Source organism: Streptomyces sp. NPDC029152 (genome assembly GCF_055564355.1).
Genome location: NZ_JBVHWR010000012.1, coordinates 34,666 through 59,251 on the forward strand (window position 1 = coordinate 34,666; position 24,586 = coordinate 59,251).

General features: G+C 73.9%; 21 protein-coding genes and 1 pseudogene. 11 read left to right on the top strand and 11 right to left on the bottom strand.

Annotated features, from left to right (window positions below; translation table 11 throughout):
- Positions 1-9: 9 nt before the first annotated feature.
- Positions 10-141: a hypothetical protein gene (locus tag ACZ4V6_RS24385; RefSeq protein ID WP_290439796.1), complete on the bottom strand. Its 132-nt coding sequence runs from the start codon at positions 139-141 to the stop codon at positions 10-12.
- A 770-nt stretch (positions 142-911) separates the two neighbouring features.
- On the opposite strand from ACZ4V6_RS24385, the gene ACZ4V6_RS24390 reads away from it, so the two are divergent.
- The 3 genes from ACZ4V6_RS24390 (at position 912) to ACZ4V6_RS24400 (ending at position 5,008) form a co-directional block, all read left to right on the top strand.
- Positions 912-1,853 (top strand): SCO0930 family lipoprotein, encoded by a 942-nt coding sequence (locus ACZ4V6_RS24390; protein ID WP_467831573.1) that lies wholly within the window; start codon positions 912-914, stop codon positions 1,851-1,853.
- A 201-nt stretch (positions 1,854-2,054) separates the two neighbouring features.
- Complete coding sequence (locus tag ACZ4V6_RS24395; protein WP_467831022.1) at positions 2,055-2,867, top strand: SAM-dependent methyltransferase; 813 nt, start codon at positions 2,055-2,057, stop codon at positions 2,865-2,867.
- A complete protein-coding gene (locus ACZ4V6_RS24400; protein ID WP_467831024.1) occupies positions 2,864-5,008 on the top strand; it encodes a putative bifunctional diguanylate cyclase/phosphodiesterase in 2,145 nt (714 codons plus the stop codon). The genes ACZ4V6_RS24395 and ACZ4V6_RS24400 overlap by 4 nt, the downstream gene beginning before the upstream one ends.
- Positions 5,009-5,044: 36 nt before the next feature.
- Here ACZ4V6_RS24400 and ACZ4V6_RS24405 read toward each other — a convergent pair whose 3' ends face one another.
- The gene (locus tag ACZ4V6_RS24405; protein ID WP_467831026.1) at positions 5,045-5,881 is read right to left on the bottom strand and encodes a LysR family transcriptional regulator; all 837 of its coding nucleotides are present in this window, start codon (positions 5,879-5,881) and stop codon (positions 5,045-5,047) included.
- Positions 5,882-6,053: 172 nt separating this feature from the next.
- Between ACZ4V6_RS24405 and ACZ4V6_RS24410 the strand changes: the two genes are divergently transcribed.
- Both ACZ4V6_RS24410 and ACZ4V6_RS24415 read left to right on the top strand, forming a co-directional pair.
- On the top strand, positions 6,054-6,944 hold the full coding sequence (locus ACZ4V6_RS24410; RefSeq protein WP_467831028.1) for an NAD(P)H-binding protein: 891 nt from the start codon (positions 6,054-6,056) through the stop codon (positions 6,942-6,944).
- Positions 6,945-7,096: 152 nt separating this feature from the next.
- Positions 7,097-7,630 carry a 2'-5' RNA ligase family protein gene (locus tag ACZ4V6_RS24415; protein ID WP_467831031.1) on the top strand — a complete coding sequence of 178 codons (534 nt, stop codon included), beginning with the start codon at positions 7,097-7,099 and terminating at the stop codon, positions 7,628-7,630.
- A 213-nt stretch (positions 7,631-7,843) separates the two neighbouring features.
- Here ACZ4V6_RS24415 and ACZ4V6_RS24420 read toward each other — a convergent pair whose 3' ends face one another.
- Positions 7,844-8,728: a LysR family transcriptional regulator gene (locus ACZ4V6_RS24420; RefSeq protein WP_467831033.1), complete on the bottom strand. Its 885-nt coding sequence runs from the start codon at positions 8,726-8,728 to the stop codon at positions 7,844-7,846.
- Positions 8,729-8,858: 130 nt separating this feature from the next.
- Here ACZ4V6_RS24420 and ACZ4V6_RS24425 point away from each other — a divergent pair, with 130 nt between their 5' ends.
- The 4 genes from ACZ4V6_RS24425 (at position 8,859) to ACZ4V6_RS24440 (ending at position 13,690) form a co-directional block, all read left to right on the top strand.
- Positions 8,859-9,530, top strand: coding sequence for a succinate dehydrogenase (locus tag ACZ4V6_RS24425; protein ID WP_467831576.1), 672 nt, complete (start codon positions 8,859-8,861; stop codon positions 9,528-9,530).
- A 1-nt stretch (position 9,531) separates the two neighbouring features.
- Positions 9,532-11,481: a fumarate reductase/succinate dehydrogenase flavoprotein subunit gene (locus tag ACZ4V6_RS24430; protein ID WP_467831036.1), complete on the top strand. Its 1,950-nt coding sequence runs from the start codon at positions 9,532-9,534 to the stop codon at positions 11,479-11,481.
- Positions 11,478-12,227: a succinate dehydrogenase/fumarate reductase iron-sulfur subunit gene (locus ACZ4V6_RS24435; protein WP_467831038.1), complete on the top strand. Its 750-nt coding sequence runs from the start codon at positions 11,478-11,480 to the stop codon at positions 12,225-12,227. The genes ACZ4V6_RS24430 and ACZ4V6_RS24435 overlap by 4 nt, the downstream gene beginning before the upstream one ends.
- A 533-nt stretch (positions 12,228-12,760) precedes the next feature.
- Positions 12,761-13,690 carry a DUF2382 domain-containing protein gene (locus ACZ4V6_RS24440; protein ID WP_467831041.1) on the top strand — a complete coding sequence of 310 codons (930 nt, stop codon included), beginning with the start codon at positions 12,761-12,763 and terminating at the stop codon, positions 13,688-13,690.
- A 43-nt stretch (positions 13,691-13,733) separates the two neighbouring features.
- On the opposite strand, the gene ACZ4V6_RS24445 is transcribed toward ACZ4V6_RS24440, so the two are convergent.
- The 3 genes and pseudogenes from ACZ4V6_RS24445 to rpmF form a co-directional block, all read right to left on the bottom strand.
- Complete coding sequence (locus ACZ4V6_RS24445; RefSeq protein ID WP_467831044.1) at positions 13,734-16,079, bottom strand: ATP-binding cassette domain-containing protein; 2,346 nt, start codon at positions 16,077-16,079, stop codon at positions 13,734-13,736.
- A 55-nt stretch (positions 16,080-16,134) separates the two neighbouring features.
- Positions 16,135-17,154, bottom strand: coding sequence for an LLM class flavin-dependent oxidoreductase (locus ACZ4V6_RS24450; protein ID WP_467831046.1), 1,020 nt, complete (start codon positions 17,152-17,154; stop codon positions 16,135-16,137).
- Positions 17,155-17,221: 67 nt separating this feature from the next.
- Positions 17,222-17,386: pseudogene (rpmF, locus tag ACZ4V6_RS24455) on the bottom strand (50S ribosomal protein L32); the annotation flags it as partial.
- Between the two features lie 103 nt (positions 17,387-17,489).
- Between rpmF and ACZ4V6_RS24460 the strand changes: the two are divergent.
- Positions 17,490-17,981 (top strand): phosphatase domain-containing protein, encoded by a 492-nt coding sequence (locus ACZ4V6_RS24460; protein ID WP_467831579.1) that lies wholly within the window; start codon positions 17,490-17,492, stop codon positions 17,979-17,981.
- Positions 17,982-18,038: 57 nt separating this feature from the next.
- Here the strand turns inward: ACZ4V6_RS24460 and ACZ4V6_RS24465 are convergent, their stop codons facing one another.
- On the bottom strand, positions 18,039-18,254 hold the full coding sequence (locus tag ACZ4V6_RS24465; RefSeq protein ID WP_467831049.1) for a dodecin: 216 nt from the start codon (positions 18,252-18,254) through the stop codon (positions 18,039-18,041).
- Between the two features lie 278 nt (positions 18,255-18,532).
- Between ACZ4V6_RS24465 and ACZ4V6_RS24470 the strand changes: the two genes are divergently transcribed.
- Positions 18,533-19,801 (top strand): extracellular solute-binding protein, encoded by a 1,269-nt coding sequence (locus ACZ4V6_RS24470; RefSeq protein WP_467831052.1) that lies wholly within the window; start codon positions 18,533-18,535, stop codon positions 19,799-19,801.
- Positions 19,802-19,834: 33 nt separating this feature from the next.
- On the opposite strand, the gene egtD is transcribed toward ACZ4V6_RS24470, so the two are convergent.
- From egtD to egtA, 4 genes are read right to left on the bottom strand one after another with little or no spacing between them, the layout of a single operon-like run.
- Positions 19,835-20,797 (bottom strand): L-histidine N(alpha)-methyltransferase, encoded by a 963-nt coding sequence (gene egtD / locus ACZ4V6_RS24475; protein WP_467831055.1) that lies wholly within the window; start codon positions 20,795-20,797, stop codon positions 19,835-19,837.
- Positions 20,794-21,627, bottom strand: a complete 834-nt coding sequence (gene egtC / locus ACZ4V6_RS24480) for an ergothioneine biosynthesis protein EgtC (protein ID WP_467831058.1) — start codon at positions 21,625-21,627, stop codon at positions 20,794-20,796. The genes egtD and egtC overlap by 4 nt, the downstream gene beginning before the upstream one ends.
- The gene (egtB, locus tag ACZ4V6_RS24485) at positions 21,627-23,003 is read right to left on the bottom strand and encodes an ergothioneine biosynthesis protein EgtB (protein ID WP_467831061.1); all 1,377 of its coding nucleotides are present in this window, start codon (positions 23,001-23,003) and stop codon (positions 21,627-21,629) included. Before egtB ends, egtC begins: the two co-directional genes overlap by 1 nt.
- The gene (gene egtA, locus ACZ4V6_RS24490) at positions 23,000-24,301 is read right to left on the bottom strand and encodes an ergothioneine biosynthesis glutamate--cysteine ligase EgtA (protein WP_467831063.1); all 1,302 of its coding nucleotides are present in this window, start codon (positions 24,299-24,301) and stop codon (positions 23,000-23,002) included. Before egtA ends, egtB begins: the two co-directional genes overlap by 4 nt.
- Positions 24,302-24,586 lie beyond the last annotated feature (285 nt).

Consider the following 24,586-nt stretch of genomic DNA (forward strand, 5'->3'; position numbering starts at 1 on the left):
CTCCAGGGATCAGCGCGCGCGCAGCGCGGCGACGGCGACCACCGCGGGCACCGTGATGAGCAGGACGAAGACGAGCGGCGAGGTGGCCCCGCGCGAGGACCGCTGCTGCACCCGGGCGGTGCGGTACCGCGGGTAGTGCACCGGGGTCAGCGACGGGCGGGGCGTCGGCGTGGCCGACGGGGCGGGCGCGGGAGCGGCCGGCCGGACCGGTGGCGGCGTGGGTGTGGGCGACGGTGTGGGCGTGGGACGGGCCGGCGCTGGGCGCGGTGGCGGCGGAGGAGGCGGCTCGGGTTTCGGAGCGGGTGGTGGCGGAGGTTCCGGCGCGGGAGGAGGCGGGGGCGTGGGCTTCGGCGGCGGAGGCTTCGGCGGTGGAGGCTTCGGAGTCGGAGTCGGAGTCGGGGTGGCCGGGGGGGTGGGCTCCGGGCACGGTGGGAAGGTGGGCCAGGAGACGCTCCCGGCGACCGCCACCGCTTCGATGCCGCCCGGCCCGGTGGAGGCCCACGCGCAGGCGTCGGCCTGCGCCGTGCCGACCGGTGCGCCGACGAGCGCGAACGTCAGCGTCACCAGGGTCAACACCCTTCCGGCGAGGGCGGATTGGGTCGGTTCGGGTCCATGCACGACGAGATCATCCGGCTTGGTGCGCGGTGCCGCGCGGGAGAAGCCTGCGATTGCCCCGAAGGAGGGAAACGGGGCGGTCGGTGGTTTGACCGGCGGCCGGCCGTCCGCGCGCGGAACCGCGCGTGCGTACGAGGGGAAGCGGGGCGGGCTGTCCCCCTCCCGCGACGGGCGGGCCCCGGGCGGACAGGAATTCGCGTCCCGGTTGAACACAACCCGCGCCGCCGCGCGTACCCAGTGTCGCGCGGCGACTCAGCAGGGCGCCGCAACACCGTTGCGATGATCGGGGATTGACCATGAAGACCTCCTGGCGGAGCGCCTCACTCGTGGCGGGCGCTGCGGCGGTGCTGGCGCTGTCGACGGCGTGCGGTCAGGACGGCGGCGCCTCGGGCAGCCAGAACGTGGGTGCGACGGCCGCCCCCGGCGACGTCGGCACCATCGGTGCCGGGGCCGGCCTCGGCGACGGCCTCGGAGCCAAGGACGGACAGGCCGCCGCGACCCCGCCCGTCCCCGCCGGCAAGCTGTCCGTCTCCGCGAACGCCGAACTCGGCGAGCTGGTGACCGACGGCGGTGGCCGCACCCTCTACCGGTTCGACCAGGACACCGCCCAGCCGCCCAAGACCACGTGCGAGGCCGACTGCGCCGCCACCTGGCCGCCGGTGGCCGCGGACGACGCCATCGCCGGCGAGGGCGTCGACGAGTCGCTGCTCGGCGAGGTCACCCGCGCCGACGGCACCAAGCAGCTCACCATCGGCGGCTGGCCGGCGTACCGCTACGCCGAGGACGCCGTGGGGGAGGTCGAGGGCCAGGGCGTCGGCGGCAAGTGGTACGCGCTCGCCCCCGACGGCAAGAAGGCGAAGGCCGCCGACCCGGCGGGACTGTCCACCCGCAAGGATCCCGAGCTCGGCGAGATCGTCGTCGACGGGAACGGCATGACCGTCTACCGCTTCATGAAGGACGAGGCGTGGCCGAAGCCGGTGTCCGCGTGCACCGGCGCCTGCCTGGAGAAGTGGCCGGTCGTGGCACCCGTGGAGGCGAACGACACCGAGGGCGTGGTGAAGAAGGGCCTGATGAGCTTCACCCGGCCCGACGGCGCCGCGCAGCAGACGGTCGACTGCTGGCCGATCTACACCTTCGCGGGTGACAAGAAGGCCGGCGACACCAACGGCCAGGGCGTCGGCGGCACCTGGTACGCCGTCGCACCCGACGGGAAGCCGGTCGGCGCACCCGGGAAGTGACGGCACCCCAGCGGGCCGTCCCCTCCGCGTCCGGGCGGAGGGGACGGCCCCGTTCGCGCGCTTCGATGCGCCTTGGCGCCCGGCACGTGCCGCGGGCAGTGACCGGGAACGGACGGTCGTTCTCCGCTCGGGCTCGCCCGTTCGGCGGGCGATCAGTAGCCTCAGCTCGAACACCGGATCGCCCGAGCCTTGGAGAGATTGATGGAGCGTCCCGCCTGGGCCCCACGGAGCATCGACATCTCGGTGCCGAGCGTGTCCCGCATCTACGACTTCTACCTGGGCGGTTCGCACAACTTCGAGGTCGACCGCGAAGCGGCCCGCAGGGCCATGGAGTTCGTGCCGGGACTGCCCAAGATCATGCAGGCGAACCGGGCGTTCATGCGCCGCGCCGTGCGCTTCGCGGCCGAAGAGGGCATCGACCAGTTCCTGGACATCGGCTCCGGCATCCCCACCTTCGGCAACGTCCACGAGGTGGCCCGGGCGGCCCGGCCCGGCGCCCGCGTGGTGTACGTCGACCACGACCCGGTCGCGGTCGCGCACAGCCAGGCGGTCCTGGAGGGCGCCGAGGACGTGGACGTCGTGGCCGCCGACCTGCTCGAGCCGCGGGACATCCTCACCAGCCCCCAGGTGGAACGGCTGATCGACCTGAATCGGCCGGTGGCGCTCCTGCTCATTGCCATACTGCACTTCGTGGAAGACGCGGACGACCCCTGCGCGGCGGTGGCCGAACTGAGTGACGCGCTCGCGCCCGGAAGCCTGCTCGCCCTCACGCACGCCTCGTACGAGGGGATCCCGCTGACCGCCGAGCGGGCCGGGGGCGCGGTGGACGTGTACGAGGACATCCGCAATCCGCTGGTCATGCGTTCGCGCGACGAGATCGCACGGTTCTTCGAGGGGTACGACATGGTGGAACCCGGACTGGTTCCCATGCCGCGCTGGCGGCCCGGGACGGCGCCGGAGGACGAGGACCCGTATGCCTTCTCCGGCTTCGCGGGCGTGGGGCGTACGGCGTGACCGCGGAGCCGGGCGGGCCGGAGGACAGACTCCGCAGGTTCGCGACGATCTGGAGCCGTGCGGTGTTCCCGGTGACCTCGACGTCGTCGACCCGGCCCGAGTTCGAGGAAGAACTGATGCCGCTGGCCCGCCGGCTGAGCGCGCTGCTGCGGGCCCGGAGCCTCGACGGCGACGCGGCGAAGGCGGTCGGCGCCGCCCTCGTCGACGTGCACTGCACCGACCCCGACGCCCTCGCCCGCACGCTGGACTGCGTGGACGCCTACCTGGTGCTGTACTGCGGCGAGGACGGCGACCCCGAGGACCTGCGGGCGCGTTCGGCGCGGCTCCAGCACGCCATGGCGGCCGGGTTCGCCGGGGCGCTGCGCCGCCGGACGCTGGCCGAGCAGGAGGCCATCGCGCAGGCCGCCCTGAGGGCGCAGGGCGTGGTGGCCGAGGCCCTGCACGCCAGCGAGGCCCGCTTCCGCGCGGTCTTCGAGGGCGCCGCCATAGGCATCGGCATCGCCGACCTCGACGGCACCGTCCTCCAGGTCAACGGCGCCCTGACCCGCATGTTCGGGCTGACCGACCCCTCGCTGCGCGGCCGCAACGTCAAGGAGTGGACCCACCCCGACGACGCCCCCCAGACCTGGCGGCTCTACCAGGAGCTGGTGCGCGGCGAACGCGAGGCCTACCACTGCGAGAAGGCCTTCTACCGTCCCGACGGCACGGTCCTGTGGACCAACCTGACCGTCTCCCTGCTGCGCGACGCCGACGGCAGCCCGCAGTACCAGCTCGCGCTGATGGAGGACACCACCGAGCGCCGCCTGCTCAATCTGCGGCTGCGCTACGAGGCCACCCACGACGCGCTCACCGGCCTGCCCAACCGCAGCTTCTTCTTCGAGCGCCTGGAGAAGGCCCTCGGCGCGGGCCCGGGCCAGCGGTTCGGTCTGTGCTACCTCGACCTCGACGGCTTCAAGACCGTCAACGACAGCCTCGGCCACGCGGCCGGCGACCGGCTGCTCGTGGAGGTCGCCGACCGGCTCCAGGCCTGCGCCACCGCGCCCGGCGAGATGGTCGCCCGGCTCGGCGGCGACGAGTTCGTGGCGCTGACCACCGGCCCGGACACCCGGCACGAGGTGGACGAGCTCGCCGGGCGCATCATGAACGCGCTGCTCGCCCCCATCAGCATCGACGGCCGCGAGCTGACCGTGCGCGGCAGCATCGGCATCGTCGAGGGCCCGGCGGGGGAACGCAGCCCGGCGGAGGTGCTGCGCAGTGCCGACATCACCATGTACCGGGCCAAGTCGGCGGGCGGCAACCGCTTCGAGCTCGCCGACCCCGAGGCCGACGCCCGCGTCATCACCCGGCACGGGCTGACGACCGCGCTCCCGGCGGCCCTGGAGCGGGGCGAGTTCTTCATCGAGTACCAGCCGCTGGTGCACCTCGGCGACGGCAGCGTGCGCGGCGCCGAAGCCCTCGTGCGCTGGCTGCACCCGCAGCACGGCGTGCTCGGCCCGGACCGCTTCATCCCGCTCGCCGAGCACACGGGACAGATCGTGCCGCTGGGCCGCTGGGTGCTCGAACAATCCGTACGGCAGGCCCGGATGTGGCGGGAGCGGTACGGAGGGACGACCGCCGCGGGGCCGCTGCGGATCAACGTCAACCTCTCGCCCCGCCAGCTCACCCACCCCGGGCTGGTCCAGGACACCGTCGAGATCCTGGAACGGACCGGCGTCGCACCCGACGCGCTCTGCCTGGAGGTGACGGAGTCCGCGCTGATCGGCGCCGACGACGACCTGCTGAAGCCGCTGCGCCGGCTGGCCGAGATGGGCGTCGACATCGCCCTGGACGACTTCGGCACCGGCTACTCCAACCTCGCCAACCTGCGCCGGCTGCCGGTGAGCGTCCTCAAGCTGGACCGCTCCTTCACCCAGAGCATGCAGCGGTTCCCGGCGGACCCGGTCGACCTCAAGATCGTCGAGGGCATCGTCGCCCTGGCCCACAGCCTGGACCTCACGGTCACCGTGGAGGGCGTGGAGACCGGCGCCCAGGCCGAGCAACTGCGCGTCCTGGGCTGCGACACCGCCCAGGGCTGGTACTACGCCCGCCCGGGCCCGCCGGAACGCCTGCACGAGCTGGCGCTGGTGGACGCCACGGGCTGAGCCCGGGACCTCGGGCCCCGGGCGGCCGGGAGCCGCCTACACCGCGTCGCGGGCGGCCCCGGCCACCTCGGCCGCCACGCGCACGAGCGCCGCGGTGGCGGTCGAGCGGGACTCCTGGGGCCAGGCGAGGGCGAGGACGGCCGGCGGCGCGTCGGACACCGGGCGGTAGGCGACGCCCGGGCGCGGATAGCGCACGGCGACCGAGGCGGGCAGCAGGGTGACGACCTCCCCGAGCGAGACGGCCGTGAGCACCTGGGCCAGGTCGCCCCGGCCGCGCCGGGCCTCGTCGATGCGCCGTTCCATGGTGCCGGTGCTCCAGCCGAGGTCGGCCAGCTCCAGCCGGTCGCGCGCCGCGAGCGGGTGGTCCGAGGCGAGGACGGCGACGCGCGGCTCGACGGCCAGCGTCTCGCTGTCGAGTCCGGCGTCGTCGAACGGCGCGTGCACCAGGGCGACGTCCGCCTCGCCGCGACGCAGCAGCTTCGGCTGTTCCTGCCAGCCGCACAGCCGTACGGCGACCGGTACGGACCCGGGCTCCGACGCGTAGCGCGCCAGGACCGGCTCCAGCAGCCCCGCGTCCCCGTCGGCCTTCACCGCCAGTACCAGCTTCGGCCCCGCCGCCGCGCGCCGGGCTCTGCGCCCGGCGGCCTCCAGGGCGTCCAGTGCGACGCGGGCCCCGGCGAGCAGGACGTCCCCCGCCGGTGTCAGGGTCACGTGGTGCGTGGTCCGCTCGAACAGGGTGACGCCCAGCTCGGCCTCCAGCCGGCGGATCGCCCGGGACAGGGGCGGCGGGGAGATGCCCAGCCGCTCGGCCGCGCGCGCGAAGTTGAGTTCCTCGGCGACCGCGACGAAGTAGCGCAGGGGACGGGACTCCATGTCCTCCGCCTCCCTTCGGTATTGCCCTCAGGGTAACGGCCGGGATCCGGCCGGTCCTTCAGTTCCGCCGGGCCGCGGGAGCAGGATGACCATGCGCCGGACGCCGTACGGGACGCTCCCGCGGACCGGCGCGGTCCTTCATCCTCCTTTCCCCGAAGCGGAGTCGTGTCTCGTGATCGTCATCACCACCCCGACCGGCGGCATCGGCCGGCAGGTCCTCGACAACGTCCTCGACGCCCTGGACGACGGAACCGCGCTCCGTGTGATCGCCCGCGACCCCGGCCGCCTCACTCCCCGGGCCCGCGGGAGGGCCGAGGTGTTCCAGGGCTCGCACGCCGATCCCGGACTCCTCGACGCGGCCTGCGCCGGTGCCGACCGGGTGTTCTGGCTGGTGCCGCCCGCGCCGGGCGCCGACAGCGTCGAGGGCCACTTCCGCGACTTCACACGGCCGCTGTGCGAGGTGATCGGGCGGCACGGCGTCCGACGGGTCGTCGCCGTCTCCTCCCTGGGACGCGGTGTCGCGAAGGACGCCGGGCCGATCTCCGCCTCGCTCGCCATGGACGACCGGATCGCGGCCACCGGCGTGCACTACCGGGCGCTGTGCCCGCCCTTCCTGATGGAGAACCTGCTCGGCCAGGCGGCGGCCCTGCGCGCCACGGGCGAGTTCCGCGTGGCGTACGCCGTGGACCGGGTCCTGCGGACCTGCGCCACCGGCGACATCGCCAGGACGGCGGCCCGGCTGCTGCTCGACGGCACCTGGACCGGCCGGGCCGACGTCCCGCTGGTGGGCCCCGACGACCTCACGCCCGAGGGCATGGCGCGGGTGATGTCCGACGTACTGGGCCGCCCGGTACGGGCACGGCGGACCTCCCCGGCGGAGTACCGGGCGGCGGCCCTGCGCCTCGGGGCGAGCGAGGACGGCGCCCGGGGGCTGGCCGACATGGCCTCGGCGATGGACGCCCAGGGCTTCTACGGCGCGGCCGCGCCCAGCACGCCGGACACGGCGCCCACGGGCTTCCGCCGCTGGTGCGAGGAGACGCTCAGGCCGGCCGTGCTCGCCTGAGCCCGACGCCCGGAGGCGGCCGGGGCCGAGGCCGTCCCCCGCGGTCTTTGCACCGGTGCGAGCCGTCGCTCCTCCGCCCGCCCGGACGCCGTCTCCTCACCGGCGCCCCGGCAAGGCCGTCCTCGGCCGCCGGCCGCCGGTAGGCTGCGGCGGTGCGTACGGTCGAGCTTCTGTTGGACGAGGCGGCGGAGCTGGTGGTCCGGGAGGCCTGGCGGCGGCTCGCGGACGCGGGGCTGCCCAGTCAGGCGCGCCACCGCTCACCGACCAACAGCCCGCACCTCACCCTGGCCGCCTGCCCGGAGCTGACCGCTCCGATCCGCTGGGGGCTCGCCGAGGCGGCCGCCGCCCTGCCGCTGCCCGTGCGGTTCACCGGACTGGTCCGCTTCGAGCGGCCCACCTCGGTGCTGGCCTGGGCGCTGGACCGCGACCCCGCGCTGACCGGCCTGCACCGCCGGGTCTGGGAGGCGGTGGCCTCGGACAGCCCGCCCCAGGCCCTCAGCCCGTTCCACGAACCCGGGCGGTGGAGCCCGCACATCACCCTCGGCCGCACCCGGCGGGCAGGCGCCTTCGCCGGCCGGAACGTCCCCGGGCTGCTGCCGGCGCCGCCGGTGTCGGCCCGGCTGGTCACCCTGCGCAGCTACGACACCGAGACCGGTGCCCTGGAGGTGCTGGCGTCCCGCCCCTGAGGCGCCCCTGACGCCGGCCGGCGGCACCGTCCGCGACGCCCCCGCCGCCACGGCGCCGCGTGACCGGGGCGTGCCCGGTGTCCGCCCTCGGGCGCGCCGTGGAGGACGGCCCGGCCTGAGCCGTCCCCCGACGGCTGTCGGGATCACCCGGCGCGAAGGCCCGGCCGCCTCCGTGGGACCGCGCCTCCCTCCCGGCCGGCGCCCCGCCGCCCTTCACCGCTCCAGCAGCATCCGCTGGAGCTCCCGCGCGGCCCTCGGCGGAGCCACGTCGCTGCGGTGGGCCAGGGCGATGGTGCGGTGCAGGCCCGGGCGGGCCAGCGGCGTCACCCGCAGTCCGCGTCCCGACCGCGCCGCCACCATCCGGGGGACGACCGCCATGCCCAGCCCCGCCCGCACGAACCCCAGCACCGCGTCCATCTCCCCGCCCTCCACCGCGAAGTCCGGCTCGAACCCCGCGGAGCGGCACGCCGCCACCGTCAGTTCCCGCAGGTCGTAGCCGTGCCGGAACATCACCAGCCGCTCGCCCTCCAGATCGGCGATCCGCACGGTCCGTCGTCCGCCGCCCGGGCGGGGCGCCTCCGGCGACGACACCACCACGAGGTCCTCCCGCAGCAGCTCCACCGTGGTCAGCGCCGGCGACGCTGTGGGCAGCGGCAGGACCACCAGCGCCAGGTCGAGCGCGCCGCGGGCCAGCTCCCGTACCAGGTCGTGGGAGCCGCTCTCCTCGATCAGCAGCCGGACACCGGGGTAGCGGTCGTGGAACGCGCGCAGCACGTCGGGGAGCAGTCCCGTGCACAGGCTCGGCGTGGCGCCCAGCCTGACCCGCCCGCTGCGCAGCTGCACCAGCTCCAGCACCTCGTGCCGCGCGGTGTCCGCGTCGGCCAGGATGCGCCGCGCCAGCGGCAGCAGCGCCTCGCCGGCGTCCGTCAGCGTGATGTTGCCCCGCGCCCGCAGGAACAGGTCCGCGCCCAGTTCCCGCTCCAGCGCCTTGATCTGCTGCGACAGCGACGGCTGCGCCACGTGCACGCTCTCGGCGGCCCGGGTGAAGTGGCGGGTCTCGGCGACCGCCACGAAGTACTGGAGCTGCTGGAACTGCATGCCGCAAGCTTACGCCTCGATAGGCACACCCTATGGAAACGAGCCGGACCATGTCTTGGACCGATGACCCCTCCTCCCCGTAGCGTCTTGTGACATGGCTCTGGCAACGCGGACGGACCGACGGCCGTCCATGGCGCGCACCGTGTGGGACTCGTCCGTCGGCAAGAAGACGGTGATGGCGATCAGTGGTCTCGTCATGCTGCTCTACCTGGTCGCCCACATGATCGGTAACCTGAAGATCTTCTTCGGGACGAGCGAGTTCAACCACTACGCCCACTGGCTGCGCACGGTCGGCGAGCCGTTCATGCACTACGAGTGGACCCTGTGGCTGATCCGCGTCGTGCTGGTCGTCGCCGTGGTCGCCCACGCCACGTCCGCGTACCAGCTCAGCCGCCGCGACATCAAGGCGCGGCCCAGCAAGTACGTGCACAAGAAGCCGGGCTCGAGCTACGCGACGCGCACCATGCGCTGGGGCGGGATCATCCTCGGCCTGTTCATCGTCTGGCACATCCTGGACCTGACCACCGGCACCGTGCACTCCGGCGGCTTCGAGAGCGGCAAGCCCTACCAGAACGTCGTGGACACCTTCTCCACCTGGTACGGCAACGTCGTCTACATCGTCGCGATGCTCGCCCTCGGCCTGCACATCCGGCACGGCTTCTGGTCCGCCGCCCAGACCCTCGGCGCCGGCAGCCGCACCCGCGACCGCGCCCTGAAGACCGTCGCGAACGTCCTCGCGCTGCTGCTCACGGCCGGCTTCGTCGCCGTCCCCGTGGGCGTCATGACCGGAGTGGTGAGCTGACATGACAACCTACGCCGACTACACGACCGGAGAGCCGGTCGCCGACACCAAGGCCCCCGCCGGACCGATCGCCGAGCGCTGGGACAAGCGCCGTTTCGAGGCGAAGCTGGTCAACCCCGCCAACCGGCGCAAGCAGACCGTCATCGTCGTCGGCACCGGCCTCGCGGGCGGCTCCGCCGGCGCGACCCTCGCCGAACAGGGTTACCGCGTCGTCCAGTTCTGCTACCAGGACTCCCCGCGCCGCGCCCACTCCATCGCCGCGCAGGGCGGCATCAACGCCGCGAAGAACTACCGCAACGACGGCGATTCGATCCACCGCCTGTTCTACGACACCGTCAAGGGCGGCGACTTCCGCTCCCGCGAGTCCAACGTGCACCGGCTCGCGCAGATCTCCGTGGAGATCATCGACCAGTGCGTGGCCCAGGGCGTGCCCTTCGCCCGCGAGTACGGCGGCCTGCTCGACACCCGCTCCTTCGGCGGCGTCCAGGTCTCCCGCACCTTCTACGCCCGCGGCCAGACGGGCCAACAGCTGCTGCTCGGCGCCTACCAGGCGCTCAGCAGGCAGATCGCGGCCGGCAACATCGAGATGCACCCGCGCACCGAGATGCTCGACCTGATCGTCGTGGACGGCCGGGCGCGCGGCATCGTCGCCCGGGACCTGATCACCGGGAAGATCGACACGTACTTCGCGGACGCGGTCGTCCTCGCCTCCGGCGGCTACGGCAACGTCTTCTACCTGTCGACCAACGCGATGAACTCCAACGCGACCGCCGTGTGGCGGGCGCACCGGCGCGGCGCGTACTTCGCCAACCCCTGCTTCACGCAGATCCACCCGACCTGCATCCCGCGCACCGGCGACCACCAGTCCAAGCTGACGCTGATGAGCGAGTCGCTGCGCAACGACGGCCGGATCTGGGTGCCGAAGGCGAAGGGCGACGACCGTCCGCCGAACGAGATCCCCGAGGACGAGCGCGACTACTACCTGGAGCGCATCTACCCGTCCTTCGGCAACCTCGTGCCCCGCGACATCGCCTCCCGCGCCGCCAAGAACGTCTGCGACGAGGGCAGGGGAGTGGGTCCCGGCGGCCAGGGCGTCTACCTGGACTTCGCCGACGCCATCGAGCGCATGGGCCGGGGGGCGGTCGAGGCCAAGTACGGCAACCTCTTCGACATGTACCAGCGGATCACCGACGAGGACCCGTACCGGGTACCGATGCGGATCTACCCGGCCGTGCACTACACGATGGGCGGACTGTGGGTCGACTACGACCTCCAGACCACCGTCCCCGGCCTGTTCGCGATCGGCGAGGCCAACTTCTCCGACCACGGCGCCAACCGCCTCGGCGCCTCCGCGCTGATGCAGGGCCTGGCCGACGGCTACTTCGTCCTGCCGGCCACCATCAACGACTACCTCGCCCGCAACCCCCACAAGGACGAGGTCGGCAACGGCCACCCCGTGGTGCAGGAGGTGCTGGCCGAGACCGAGGACCGGCTCAACCTGCTCCTCTCGGTCGACGGCGACCGCACCCCGGACTCCTTCCACCGCGAACTCGGCGAGCTGATGTGGGAGTTCTGCGGCATGGCCCGCACCGACTCCGGCCTGCGCAAGGCCCTGGAGCGCATCCCGCGGATCCGCGAGGAGTTCTGGCGGCGCATCAAGGTGCCCGGCACCGGAGAGGAGCTCAACCAGTCGCTGGAGAAGGCCAACCGCATCGTCGACTACCTGGAGCTCGCCGAGCTGATGTGCCTCGACGCGCTGCACCGCTCCGAGTCCTGCGGCGGCCACTTCCGCGAGGAGTCCCAGACCCCGGACGGCGAGGCCGCCCGCAAGGACGAGGAGTTCTCCTACGCCGCCGCCTGGGAGTTCACGGGTACGGGCGAGGCCCCGACCCTGCACAAGGAAGACCTGGTCTTCGAGTACGTCCACCCCACCCAGCGGAGCTACGCATGAAGCTCACCCTGCGCGTCTGGCGCCAGAAGAACGCCGACGCCGAAGGCGCCATGTCCACGTACGAGGTGGACGGGATCTCGCCGGACATGTCGTTCCTGGAGATGCTCGACACCCTCAACGAAGAGCTCATCCTCAAGGGCGAGGAGCCGGTCGCCTTCGACCACGACTGCCGCGAGGGCATCTGCGGCGCCTGCTCGCTGGTCATCAACGGCGACGCCCACGGCCCCGAGCGCACCACCACCTGCCAGCTGCACATGCGGTCCTTCGAGGACGGCGACACCATCGACGTCGAGCCGTGGCGGGCCGCCGCCTTCCCGGTCGTGAAGGACCTGGTCGTGGACCGCTCGGCCTTCGACCGCATCATCCAGGCCGGCGGCTACATCACCGCGCCGACCGGCGCCGCGCCGGAGGCGCACGCCACGCCGGTGCCGAAGCCGGACGCCGACTTCGCCTTCGAGCACGCCGAGTGCATCGGCTGCGGCGCGTGCGTCGCCGCGTGCCCGAACGGGGCGGCGATGCTCTTCACCTCCGCGAAGATCAACCACCTGAACGTCCTGCCGCAGGGCGCGCCCGAGCGGGAGACACGGGTGCTGGACATGGTGGCGCAGATGGACGAGGAGGGCTTCGGCGGCTGCACGCTCGCGGGCGAGTGCGCGACGGCCTGCCCGAAGGGCATCCCGCTGTTCTCCATCACCAGCATGAACAAGGAGTGGCTGCGCGCCACCCGCAAGGCGGCGAAGCGCTAGCGCCCCCGGACGTTCGCCGACAGGTGCGGACGGACGGGGCCGGGAGAGGTGCTCCTCCCGGCCCCGTCTCGCTTCCGGGCCCCCGGCGTCCAGCGATCCCCCCATCCGCTCTCCCGGTACCGGTCACGCACCGGACGGCCGCCGTCGGAGGAACCGTGACGGACCCGGCCCCGTCACCGGGAGAGCGCCCACGACCGGCGCGCCGGCCGCGGCACGACGTCTTCGCCGGGGTGGCGGGCGCCCCGCACCCCCGCGGCCTTGCGGAGCCGGTCCCGGACCGGGCGGCGTCCCGCGCGCCGTGCCGCGGCCGACAGCGGCCACCCTCCTCCTCGCCGGGATCGCGGTCGCGCTGTCGCCGCTCCCCGGCCGCCGCTTCCCGGCCGGCGGCGGACACGGGAGCGCGGGCGGGCCGGGGCGGTCACCAGGGGTAAGCACCTTCGAAAAGTATGTGCCCTTTATGGCTTTTGTGCCGTTTTCGGGCTGCTGATGCGGACAGTCGGAGTACAGGCACTCCGGAAGGAGGGTGATGCCAGATGATCACCCGTGAAGAGATCGCCATGCTCCTGGACCACCCGGTCTACGACGGAGAGGGCAACAAGATCGGCGACGCCAAGCACGTCTTCTTCGACGACATGACGGGGCGCCCCGAGTGGGTGAGCGTCAAGACCGGCATGTTCGGCTCCAACGAGTCGTTCGTGCCCATCCGCGACGCCTCGCTGGTGGAGGACCACCTCGAGGTCCCGTACCGCAAGGACCAGGTCAAGGACGCGCCCAATGTCGACGTCGACGCGGGCGGTCACCTGTCGGAGTCCGAGGAGCACCGGCTCTACGACTACTACGGCATCAACTGGGACAGCGTGCTGTCCGAGGCGGAGCGCACCGACGACGGACGCTGGGCCGCGGGCCCCGGCACGGCGGGCACGGCCGGCATGGCGGGCGAGACGGGCACGGCCGGCACGGCGGGCGAGACGGGCACCGCGGGCATCGCGGGCGAGACGGGCACCGCGGGCATGGCCGGCACCACCGGGCGCCGGGACATGGCGGGCCGTGAGGGCATGCGCGACGACGACGCCATGACCCGCTCGGAGGAGCGGATGCACGTCGGCGTCGAGCAGCGCGAGGCCGGCCGGGCCAGGCTGCGCAAGTACGTGGTCACCGAGGAGGTCCAGCAGACCGTTCCGGTGCGCCACGAGGAAGCGCGCGTGGAGCGCGAGCCGATCACGGACGCCAACCGTGACGAGGCGCTCTCCGGCCCCGAGATCAGCGAGGCCGAGCACGAGGTCACGCTGCACGAGGAACGCCCCGTCGTGGAGACCGAGACGGTGCCGGTCGAGCGCGTCCGGCTGACCACCGAGGAGCACGTCGAGGACGAGACCGTGCGCGGTCAGGTCCGCAAGGAGCGGATCGAGGCCGAGACGGAGGGCATGACCGAGGACGACATCCGGCGGGGCCGCCGCGAGTGACCGTCGGCCGCCGTCCGCGGGGACGCACGCCGGTGAACCCGTTTCACCGGCGTGTCCCGCTGCCCACGACGTCCGCCAGGTAGGGCGCGGTGGCGCTGCCCTCCGCCCGCGCCACCGCGGCCGGCGGGCCCGCGGCGACGATCCGGCCGCCCGCGTCCCCGCCGCCCGGCCCCATGTCGATCACCCAGTCGGCGCCCGCCACCACGGTCATGTCGTGCTCCACCACGATCACCGTGTGTCCGGCGTCGACCAGGCCGTGCAGCTGCCGCATCAGCACCTCCACGTCGGCGGGGTGCAGACCGGTCGTCGGCTCGTCCAGGAGGTACAGGGTGTGGCCGCGGCGCCCCCGCTGCAGCTCGCTCGCCAGCTTGATGCGCTGCGCCTCCCCGCCGGACAGTTCCGTCGCGGGCTGGCCGAGCCGCAGGTAGCCGAGGCCGACGTCGAGCAGCGCGGCCAGGCTGCGCGCCACGGCCGGCGTGTCCGCGAAGAACTCCGCCGTCGCCTCCACCGTCAGGTCCAGCACCTCGGCGATGTTCCGCCCCCGGTACCCCACTTCGAGCGTCTCGGGGTTGTAGCGCGCTCCACCGCAGTCCGGGCACGGCGCGTAGGTGCTCGGCAGGAACAGCAGCTCGACGCTGACGAACCCCTCGCCCTGACAGGTCTCGCAGCGCCCGCCCGCCACGTTGAAGGAGAACCGGCCGACGCCGTACCCCCGGTCGCGCGCCGCGTCGGTGGCCGCGAAGACCTTCCGCACGACGTCGAACAGGCCCGTGTACGTCGCCAGGTTGGACCGCGGGGTGCGGCCGATCGGCTTCTGGTCCACGGAGACCAGCCGCTCCACACCCGGCGTCTCCTGGGTGATCGCGCCGATGAGCGTCGACTTCCCGGACCCGGACACGCCGGTCACCGCCGTGAGGACGCCCAGGGGGAACCCGGCGCTCACCTCGTGCAGGTTGTGCCGGGTGACCGGGCCGACCGCCAGGGTGCCGCGGGGCTCGCGCACCTCGCGGAACGGCGCGGGGGAGCGGTCGAAGAGGTGGCGGGCCGTCGCCGACTCCCCGACCTCGGCCAGCCCGGCCACCGGGCCGCTGTAGAGCACCCGCCCGCCGTGCTCGCCCGCCCGCGGGCCGACGTCCACGATCCAGTCGGCGCCGCGCATCACCTCGAGGTGGTGCTCCACCACGAACACCGAGTTGCCCGCCGACTTCAGCCGCTCCAGCACCGTCAGCAGGGCCTCGGTGTCCGCCGGGTGCAGGCCCGCGGACGGCTCGTCCAGGACGTACACGACGCCGAACAGCCCGGAGCGCAGCTGCGTCGCCAGCCGCAGCCGCTGCAGCTCGCCCGCCGAGAGCGTGGGGGCGGGGCGGTCGAGGCTGAGATAGCCGAGGCCCAGCTCGACGACGGGCGTGATGCGGGAGGTCAGGTCGGCGGTGAGCACCCGGGCCGTCTCGTCGCCGGTCGGCAGCAGTGCGGCGAGTTCCGTGAGCGGCGACGCGGCCAGCTCGGCGATGCTCCGGCCGCCGACGGTCACCGCGAGGGCCTCCGGCCGCAGCCGGCCGCCGCCGCAGACCGGGCAGGGCGCGCTGGTGAGGAACCGCTCGGCCTTCGCCCGCAGCGTCGCGCTCTTCGAGTCCGAGAACGTCTTCATCACGTACCGGTGAGCGCTCGTGTACGTGCCCTGGTAGGGCCGCTGGATGCGGCCGGCGTCCCGGACGGGATGCACGGTGACCACCGGCTGCTCGTCCGTGAACAGGATCCACTCCCGCTGTGCGGCGGGCAGTTCGCGCCAGGGCCGGTCCACGTCGTACCCGAGGGCGTCGAGGACGTCCCGCAGGTTCTTGCCCTGCCAGGCGCCGGGCCACGCGGCGATCGCGCCGTCCCGGATCGACAACGACGGATCGGGGACGAGCAGTTCCTCGGTCGTGCGGTGCACCCGGCCGAGTCCGTGGCACTCGGGGCACGCCCCGGCCGCCGTGTTGGGCGAGAAGGCGTCGGAGTCGAGCCGTGCGGCGCCCGGCGGGTAGTCACCGGCGCGCGAGAACAGCATCCGCAGGGAGTTGGACAGGTTGGTGACCGTGCCGACCGACGAACGGGACGTCGGCGCAGCCCGGCGCTGCTGGAGCGACACGGCGGGCGGCAGCCCGGTGATCTCGCCGACCTTCGGCGCGCCGACCTGCTGGATCAGCCGGCGGGCGTAGGGCGCCACCGACTCGAAGTAGCGCCGCTGCGCCTCCGCGTAGACGGTGCCGAAGGCCAGCGACGACTTGCCGGAGCCGGACACGCCGGTGAACACGGCGACCACGTCCCGCGGGACGTCGACGTCCACGCCCTTGAGGTTGTGCTCACGGGCGCCGCGGATGCGCACGTACGGGTCGTGGGGGCTGTGCATCGCGGGGAACTCCGTACGGTCTTCGGTCACGAGCGGTGGGACAAACCCCGCGATTCTACGCCGGGGCGCCTCCCGCCCCCACGCCGGTGACGCGGGCGAGCCGCCGGTAGGAGTCCAGCAGGGCCTCGCGGTCGTAGGTGCTGGTGGTCACCAGCACCTCCTGGGCACCCGTCTCCTCCAGGAGCGACTCCAGTTCGCCGGCCACCTGCTCCTCGGTGCCCGCGATGTGGCCGGCCAGACCGGACTCGTACAGCTCGCGCTCCTTGGCGGTCATCGTCCGGGCCTCGACGTCCTCGGCCGGCGGCAGCGGCGGGAAGGCGCCGCGGGTGCGCGCGTGGGCCATGGACCAGGCCTCCGGGAGCAGCAGGCGGCGGGCGGCCCCGGGGGTGCCGGCCACGGCGACGGTGCCCGAGACGACGACGTACGGCTCCCGGCTCCACGCGGAGGGGCGGAAGGCTGCGCGGTAGCGGTCGATGCCGCGCAGCATCCGGTCGCGGTCGCGCAGGTCGCCGATGACCATCGGCAGGCCCGCGCGGGCGGCGACGACCGCGCCCTCGCCCATGGCCAGCACGAACGGCGGCACGGTCAGCCCCTCCGACGGGCGGGCGTGCACGCCCGTGGGGGAGGTGCCCCGGAACCAGCCGAGCAGTTCCGCCAGTTGCGCGTCGAAGTCCTCGGCGTCGTCCTTGTCGCGGCCCAGCGCCTTGCGCACGCCGTCGGTGAAGCCCACCGACCGGCCCAGGCCCATGTCGATCCGGCCCGGGAAGAGCGACTCCAGCACGCCGAACTGCTCGGCGACGACCAGGGGCCGGTGATTGGGCAGCATCACACCGCCGGTGCCGACCCGGATGCGGTGCGTGGCGCCGGCGACGGCGGCGGCCAGCACGGTCGGCGCGGAGCCGGCCACCCCGGGCACGCCGTGGTGCTCCGCCACCCAGAACCGGTGGTAGCCGAGGCGCTCCACCTCCCGCGCCAGGGTCACGGTGTCGCGCAGCGCCTCCGCGCCGGTGCGGCCCTCGCGGATGCGGGAGCGGTCGAGGACGGAGAAGCGGGTCGTCGCGATCACTGGGCTCACACGGGGTTCAACGCGTGCGCGGCGCCAGGATTCCCGGGCCGGCGCGGTCGGCCGGCCGCGGTCGGCCCTCGGGGCGCAGCAGTCCGCGCTCGTGGGCCCGCACCAGGTGCTGCGGTACGAGGCGTCGGACGCCGTCGACGGCGACGGGCACGAGCGCCGGCACGGCGGCCTTCCACCGGGCGCGGCGGTGGCGGGTGTTGCTGCGGGACGTCTTCCGCTTCGGAACGGCCATGGGACTTCCCTTCGGTCGGTGACCGTCGGGAGGCCATGGGAAAATGGACCCCATGAGCAATCGAGGGGTGCCGGTGCCGGCCGACGCGCTCCAGGGTGGGGGCGTGACCGCCCGCAGCAGGCCCCCGCTGGCCGTGTTCGACCTGGACAACACCCTCGCCGGCACCGCGCACCGGCAGCGCTTCCTGGAGCGCCGGCCGCGCGACTGGGATGCCTTCTTCGCCGCCGCGCCCCAGGACCCGCCGCTGCCGGAGGGCGTCGCGCTGGTGCGCGCGAGCGCCGGGGAGTGCGAGATCGCCTACCTGACCGGACGGCCCGAGCGCTGCCGCCGCGACACGCTCGACTGGCTGGCCGCGCAGGGACTCCCCGCGGGGCGGGTGTACATGCGGCGCGACACCGACCGCCGGCCCGCCCGCCGCACCAAACTGGAGATCCTCGGCCGGCTCGCCCGCACCCGCGAGATCCGCGTCCTGGTGGACGACGACGAGCTGGTGTGCGACGACGCCGAACGGGCCGGGTTCACCGTCATCCGCGCGGACTGGGCCGCCCGCTCGGCCGAGTTGCGGGACGCCCAGGAACGGGAGGGGCGCACCTGAGCGCCCCGGCGCTCCCCGTTCCGCCGCGGTCCGCGGTCCGGTCCCGCCGGGGCGGCGTCACTCCGAGCCCTCCAGGCGGAAGCCGAGCTTCAGGCCCACCTGCCAGTGCGCGACCTCCCCTTCCTCGATCTGGCCGCGCACCTGCGTGACCTCGAACCAGTCCAGGTGGCGCAGGGTCTGCGAGGCGCGGGTGATGCCGTTGCGGATGGCCTGGTCGACGCCGTCGGGCGAGGTGCCGACGATCTCGGTGACCCGGTAGGTGTGGTTCGACATGCGGGTGCTCCCTTCCGCGGGGCGGACGGCGGTGTCGCGTGTGCCGCGCGTCACTCCACCGTGCCCCACGCGGCGGCGGAGCGCGAGGCGTCGGCGTCCCCGGTGGTCGCCCCCGCCGCCGGTCCGGCGGGACTTCCCCCTTGACCTTTGCATTGGTCCATACCAAAATCCCCTACACCCGTACGAGTTTCACGCTCGTCCCCCCACGTCGGGTCTCCCTTGGCGTGTGCGGGACCACCGGTCCGCCACCGACACCTGCTCGACCAGAAGGACCCCTCGTGAGACGTCGCCTCCTCGCCCTTGTCTGTGTCTCCGCCTCCCTGCTCAGCGGTTGCGGCCTGCTGTCCGCGGACGGCGACGGCGGCGGGCGGCGCGCCGTCACCGTGTGGCTGATGAAGGGCAGCGCCTCGGAGGACTTCCTCAAGCGCTTCACCGAGGACTTCGAGCGGGAGCACCCCGATCTGGACCTCGACGTCCGCATTCAGGAGTGGACCGGCATCGGGGAGAAGGTGCAGACGGCGCTGAAGTCCGACGGCGGCGACGGGCAGCCGGACGTCATCGAGGTCGGCAACACCCAGGTCCCGCAGTACGCCGAGGGCGGCCGGCTGGAGGACCTGACGCTCGAGTCGATGCGCGACTGGGGGATCCGCGACTGGCTGCCCGGCCTCGCGGAACCGGGGGAGTACCTGTCCCAGCAGTTCGGCATCCCCTGGTACGCCGCCAACCGCGTCGTCATCTACCGCAAGGACCTGTTCGAGCAGGCCGGCGTCACCGAGCCGCCGCGTACCCGCGAGGAGTGGCTCACCGTCACGGAGAAGCTCGACAAGGGGGCCGACCAGGGCATCTACCTGGCCGGGCAGGACTGGTACACGCTGTCCGGCTTCATCTGGGACGAGGGCGGCGACCTCGCCAAGGAGAGCGGCGGCGTCTGGACCGGCGCGTTGGACAGCCCGGCCGCCCTGCGCGGCATGGACTTCTACCGTGAACTGCAGGCCCTGGGCGAGGGCCCCGTCGACGCCGACGAGGAACACCCGCCGCAGGCCGGCGTGTTCGCCGAGGGCGGGGTCGCGCAGATCATCGCGGTGCCGGGACTCGCCCAGACCATCCTGCGCGAGAACCCCGAGCTCAAGGACAAGCTGGGCTTCTTCCCCGTGCCCGGCAAGAGCGCCGGCAGGCCCGGGGCCGTGTTCACCGGCGGCTCCGACCTCGTCGTACCGGGGAACACCGACGACCGGGACGGCGCCGTCGCCGTGGTGGAGGCCCTCACCGGGGCCAAGTGGAACACCGACCTGGCCCGCACCATGAACTACGTCCCCAACAACAGGACGCTGGCCGCGGACGTCGCGGGCGGGGAAGGGGTCGAGGCGATGGCCGCCGGCGCCGCACAGGGCCGGGCGACCCCGAGTACGCCCCTGTGGGGCGCCGTCGAGGCGGACAACCCGATCAAGGCGTACATGACCAAGGTCCTCACGGGCGCCGAGGCGCGGTCGGAGGCCGAACGGGCCTCCGACCGCATCACCGAGCTCCTGGACCCCGACACCCGCTGACGCGGCGCCGGGCCCCGGATCGGCACGCCCGGCTCAGCGCACCCGGCTCAGCGACAGCGCGAACCGGTCCTCGCCGTCGGTCCACCAGTGGGTGAGGTCCAGGCCGGCCGCGGACAGTTCCGCCCGTACGCCCTCCCGGCGGAACTTCGCCGACACCTCGGTGCGCAGTTCCTCCCCGGCGGCGAAGTCCACGGCCAGGTCGAGCGCCTGGATCTTCACCGTCTGGGCCGTGCGCGAGCGCAGCCGCATCTCGATCCACTCCCGCCGCGCGTCCCACACCGCGACGTGGTCGAAGGCCGCGGGCACGAAGTCGGCGCCCAGCTCGCGGTTGATCACGGACAGGACGTTCTTGTCGAACGCGGCCGTCACCCCGGCCGCGTCGTCGTACGCCCGCACCAGCACCCGCTCGTCCTTGACCAGGTCCGTGCCCAGCAGCAGTGCGTCGCCGGGCGAGAGCAGCGCCCGCACGGACGCGAGGAACGCGGCCCGTTCGGCGGGCAGCAGGTTGCCGATCGTGCCGCCGAGGAACGCCACCAGCCGGGGACCCGGGGTGTCCGGGAGCACGAGGCCGGCGGTGAAGTCGGCGATCAGCGCGTGCACCCGCAGCCCCGGCCGCTCGGCGGCGATCGCCCGCCCGGCCTGCGTCAGGGCGCTCTCGCTGACGTCGACCGGCACGTACGCGTCCAGCCCGGTCAGCGCGTCGAGCAGGTGCCGCGTCTTCTCCGAGGAGCCCGAGCCCAGCTCGACCAGGGTGCGGGCACCGGTCGCGGCGGCGATCTCCCCGGCCCGGCCGACGAGGATCTCCCGTTCCGCCCGGGTGGGGTAGTACTCGGGCAGCCCGGTGATCTCCTCGAACAGCTCGCTGCCCCGGGCGTCGTAGAACCACTTGGGCGGCAGCGACTTGGGCGTACCCGTCAGGCCCGCCAGGACGTCGGCGCGCAGGGCGGCGCCCGTGGCGTCCTCGGGCAGCGTGCGGGTGAGGTGGAACGGGCTCACGTACGGGGCTCCTTCACAGATACGGAAACGGCCGTGGCCGCGGGCACCGGGGCGTCGTCGCGCGGGCCCTCGATCGGGGTCAGCAGCACGTCCGTGCCGCTCGCCGCGAGCAGGGTGCGGTCGGGGACCTCCTGCCAGTGCGGGTCGTCGTCGTACGGCTCGGAGGCGACGACCGTGCCGCCGCCGGGCCGTGCCAGGTACCAGAGGGTGTCGCCCCAGGCGGTGGCCGCGATGTTCTCGCCGTCCGTGAGTAGCAGGTTGAGCCGGGAGGCGGAGGAGGACGCGGCGACCTCCAGCACCGTGTCGGCCAGCGCCCGCGCGCCGGCGCGCGGCCCCGGCTCGTCCGTGCCCGCGGCGCGCAGCCGGTGCAGGACCAGGGCCCACACGAGCGCCGAGTCGTTGCGGGCCTCCAGCGACAGCAACTCCCTCGCCGGCAGGGCCTGGGCCACCCTCTCCAGCGAGCCCGGCCAGCCCGCCACGGCGCCGTTGTGGCTGAACAGCCAGGGCCCCGCGGCGAACGGCGCCGCCGCGGCCTCCGCGTCGGCGCCCGCCAGCGTCGCGTCCCGCACGGCGGCCAGCAGCGCGCCGGTGCGCACCACCCGGGCCAGGTCGGCGAAGGACTGGTCGGCCCAGATCGGCCCGGCCCGGCGGTAGCGCGCCGGCACCGGGTCGCCCTGGGCGTACCAGCCGACGCCGAACCCGTCGGCGTTGACCGTGCCGTACCGCTGGCGCCGGGGCGCCCAGGACTGGCGGTACAGGGCGTGCGCCGGTTCGACCAGGAGCCGGCCGAGCGGCACCGGGGGTCCCACGTACGCCAGGTGACGGCACATCAGGAACCCTCCGCGGAGCGGGCGGTGCGGAACCCGGAGAAGATCTGCCGCCGGATCGGGTAGTCCCAGTTGCGGAACGTGCCCCGGCAGGCCACCGCGTCCACGGCGAACGAACCGCCGCGCAGCACCTTGTAGTCCGGCCCGAAGAACACCTCCGAGTACTCCCGGTACGGGAACGCGCGGAAACCGGGGTACGGGGCGAAGTCGCTCGACGTCCACTCCCAGACGTCGCCGATCAACTGCCGCACCCCGAGCGGGGACTCACCGGCCGGATAACTGCCCGCGGGCGCCGGGCGCAGGTGCCGCTGACCGAGGTTGGCGTGCTCCGGGCCCGGGTCGGCGTCGCCCCACGGATAGCGCATGGAGCGGTCACCGGCCGGATCGTGCCGGGCGGCCTTCTCCCACTCGGCCTCGGTGGGCAGCCGCCGCCCGGCCCAGCGGGCCCACGCGTCGGCCTCGTACCAGCACACGTGCACCACCGGCTCGTCGGGCGGCACCACCTCGGTGACGCCGAAGCGCCGCCGCAGCCACTGCCCGCCGTCCCGGCGCCAGAACAGCGGGGCGGTGACGGAGTGCCGGCGGATGTGGTCCCAGCCCTCCGGGGCCCACCAGCGCGGGTCGTCGTAGCCCCCGTCCTCGATGAACGCCTGGTACGCGGCGTTCGTCACCGGAGTGGTGTCGATGAAGAACGGGGCCACCTCGCGACGGTGCGCGGGCCGTTCGTTGTCCAGCGCCCACGGCTCGGCCGAGGTGCCCATCGTGAACGGGCCGCCGGGCACCAGGACCTCCGCCGGTCCGGTGAACAGCGGCACGGGGGCCGGGTCCGGGGCGGTCAGGACCTGCGGGCCCCTGCGGAGCTGGTGGGTGATCAGCATGGTCTCGTCGTGCTGCTGCTCGTGCTGGGCGATCATCCCGAAGGCGAAGCCCGCCTCGGTCAGCCGCGTCCCGTGGAACGCGGCGCGCTCCAGCACGTCCAGGGCCCGGCCGCGCACGTCCGCCACGTACCGGCGGGCCTCGTCCGGCGGCAGCAGCGGCAGCGAGGGGCGTTCGGCGCGCGGATGCTCGAAGGCGTCGTACAGGCTGTCGATCTCGGGCCGTATCGCCTCCTGCCCGCCGACGGCGCGCAGCAGCCACTGCTCCTCCTGGTTGCCGATGTGCGCGAGGTCCCACACCAGCGGGGACATCAGCGGCGACACCTGGGCGGTCAGGTCGGGGCCCTCCACGCAGCCGGTCAGCAGCGTGGTGCGCTCACGCGCCGTGACGAGCGTGGTCAGGGCCCGCTCGCGGAACGCCTCGGGGTCCACGCGGGGGGCGGCGGGCCCGGCGGTGCGGCCGGCGGTCGGGCGGCCGGCGGTGTCCGTGACGGAGTCGGTCATGGGCGGGTCTCCCTCCCGTGCGGGCCGCGGCCCGCGCCGTCGTACGTGTCCAGCAGGTCGTCGGCGGGGCAGCGGCCCCGGGCGACGTAGCGGTCCAGGAACGCCGCGACGGCGTCCGTCACCTCGGTGGTGGCGCCGAGCCGGGGCAGCGCGGCGAGCGCCGCCGCGAAGCACACGCCGGCCGTGTCGCGCAGCTCCGGATCGGTGAGGGCGTCGCGGGCCGCGTCCCGGTACAGCGGGTTGTGCGGGGCGGGCAGGCCCGCGGTGCGCTCCGCGAGGGGCTTCACGGCCCGGTAGGCGGTCTCGGAGGCCTCCTGGTCGTCGAACAGCGCCGCCGTCACGGCGAGCGGCACGATCCAGCCGTCGTCCCCCGGCTGGGCGTCGATCATGCGCAGCTCCAGGTGCCCGCGCGGCCGGACCGGCGGGAACAGGGTGGTGAGGTGGTAGTCGAGGTCCTCCCTGGTCGGCGGCCTCGGCGACCGGGTCCTGGTCCACTCCCGGAAGGTCATGCCCGCCGGCACGTCCCAGCGGTCGCCGTCCCGGCGCACGCACATCACCGGGGCGTCCAGCACATGACGGGCCCAGGCGCGGCGCGGGTCGGCGTCCAGCGGGGGACCGCCCGCCCGGCCGGCGCCGATCTGCGTCCACCGCAGCTGCCGCGTGGACCGCCAGCCGGTGGGCCGGCCGCCGGACAGCGGGGAGTTGGCGAACGCGGCCACCAGCACCGCGCCCAGCTGGTGGGCGAGCCACCAGCGGCGTACGTGGCCGAGCGGGCCGGGCTCCTCGTGCCCGGCGTCCAGGCACACCTGCACGGAGGCGGAGGCGCACATCATGAAGCGGCCCGCGGGGCCGGTGCGGTCGAGACAGGCCTCCATGGCGTCGTAGCGCGGCCGGCGCAGGAACCGGCGGGGAGGGCGCCAGGGGTCGTGGCCCAGGCCGGCGAGGACGAGACCGTCCTTTCGCAGGACCGCCCGGACGGCGTCCAGATCGGCACGGACGGCGTCGACGCACTCCATCAGGGAGGCGGCGGGCAGCGAGCTCAGTTCCAGCTGGCCGCCGGGTTCGACGGTGAGCGGCGAGTTCAGGGGCACGGTCTGCAGTGCGGCGTAGACCGCGTCGAGCCTTTCGTCCGTCACGGGGAGCCACGGCGCGCGCGGCTCGTGGATCAGCCACTCCACCTCGACGCCGAGGCGCGCGGGCGGACCGGTCTTGAAGCAGATGCCGCGGACCAGCGCCTCGACCTCGGCTTCGGTGATGGTGGTGGGCGGCCGCGTACAGCCGCCTGTCGCATCGGACATGTAGGGATCCTCCTGAGATTCCACCATGTCGCCGACCCTCTTCACGGTGGGCCGGGTCGGCACACCCGTCCTACCCAAGACCCTCGCGCCGCTCCGCACAAGGGTGCATACCGGGATGTCTCCTCTCGGCGTCCTCCACGTTCCGACCGTTTCCGGGGGCTTCTCCCGTCGTTTCCCGGGCCGGGAAACACCGTTGCGCCGCATCACCAGCATCACCCAGGATTCCCGCATGAGCACGACGGGGGAGGCCGCGCGGCGCGCGGTCACGGCGTCCACGGGGGTGGC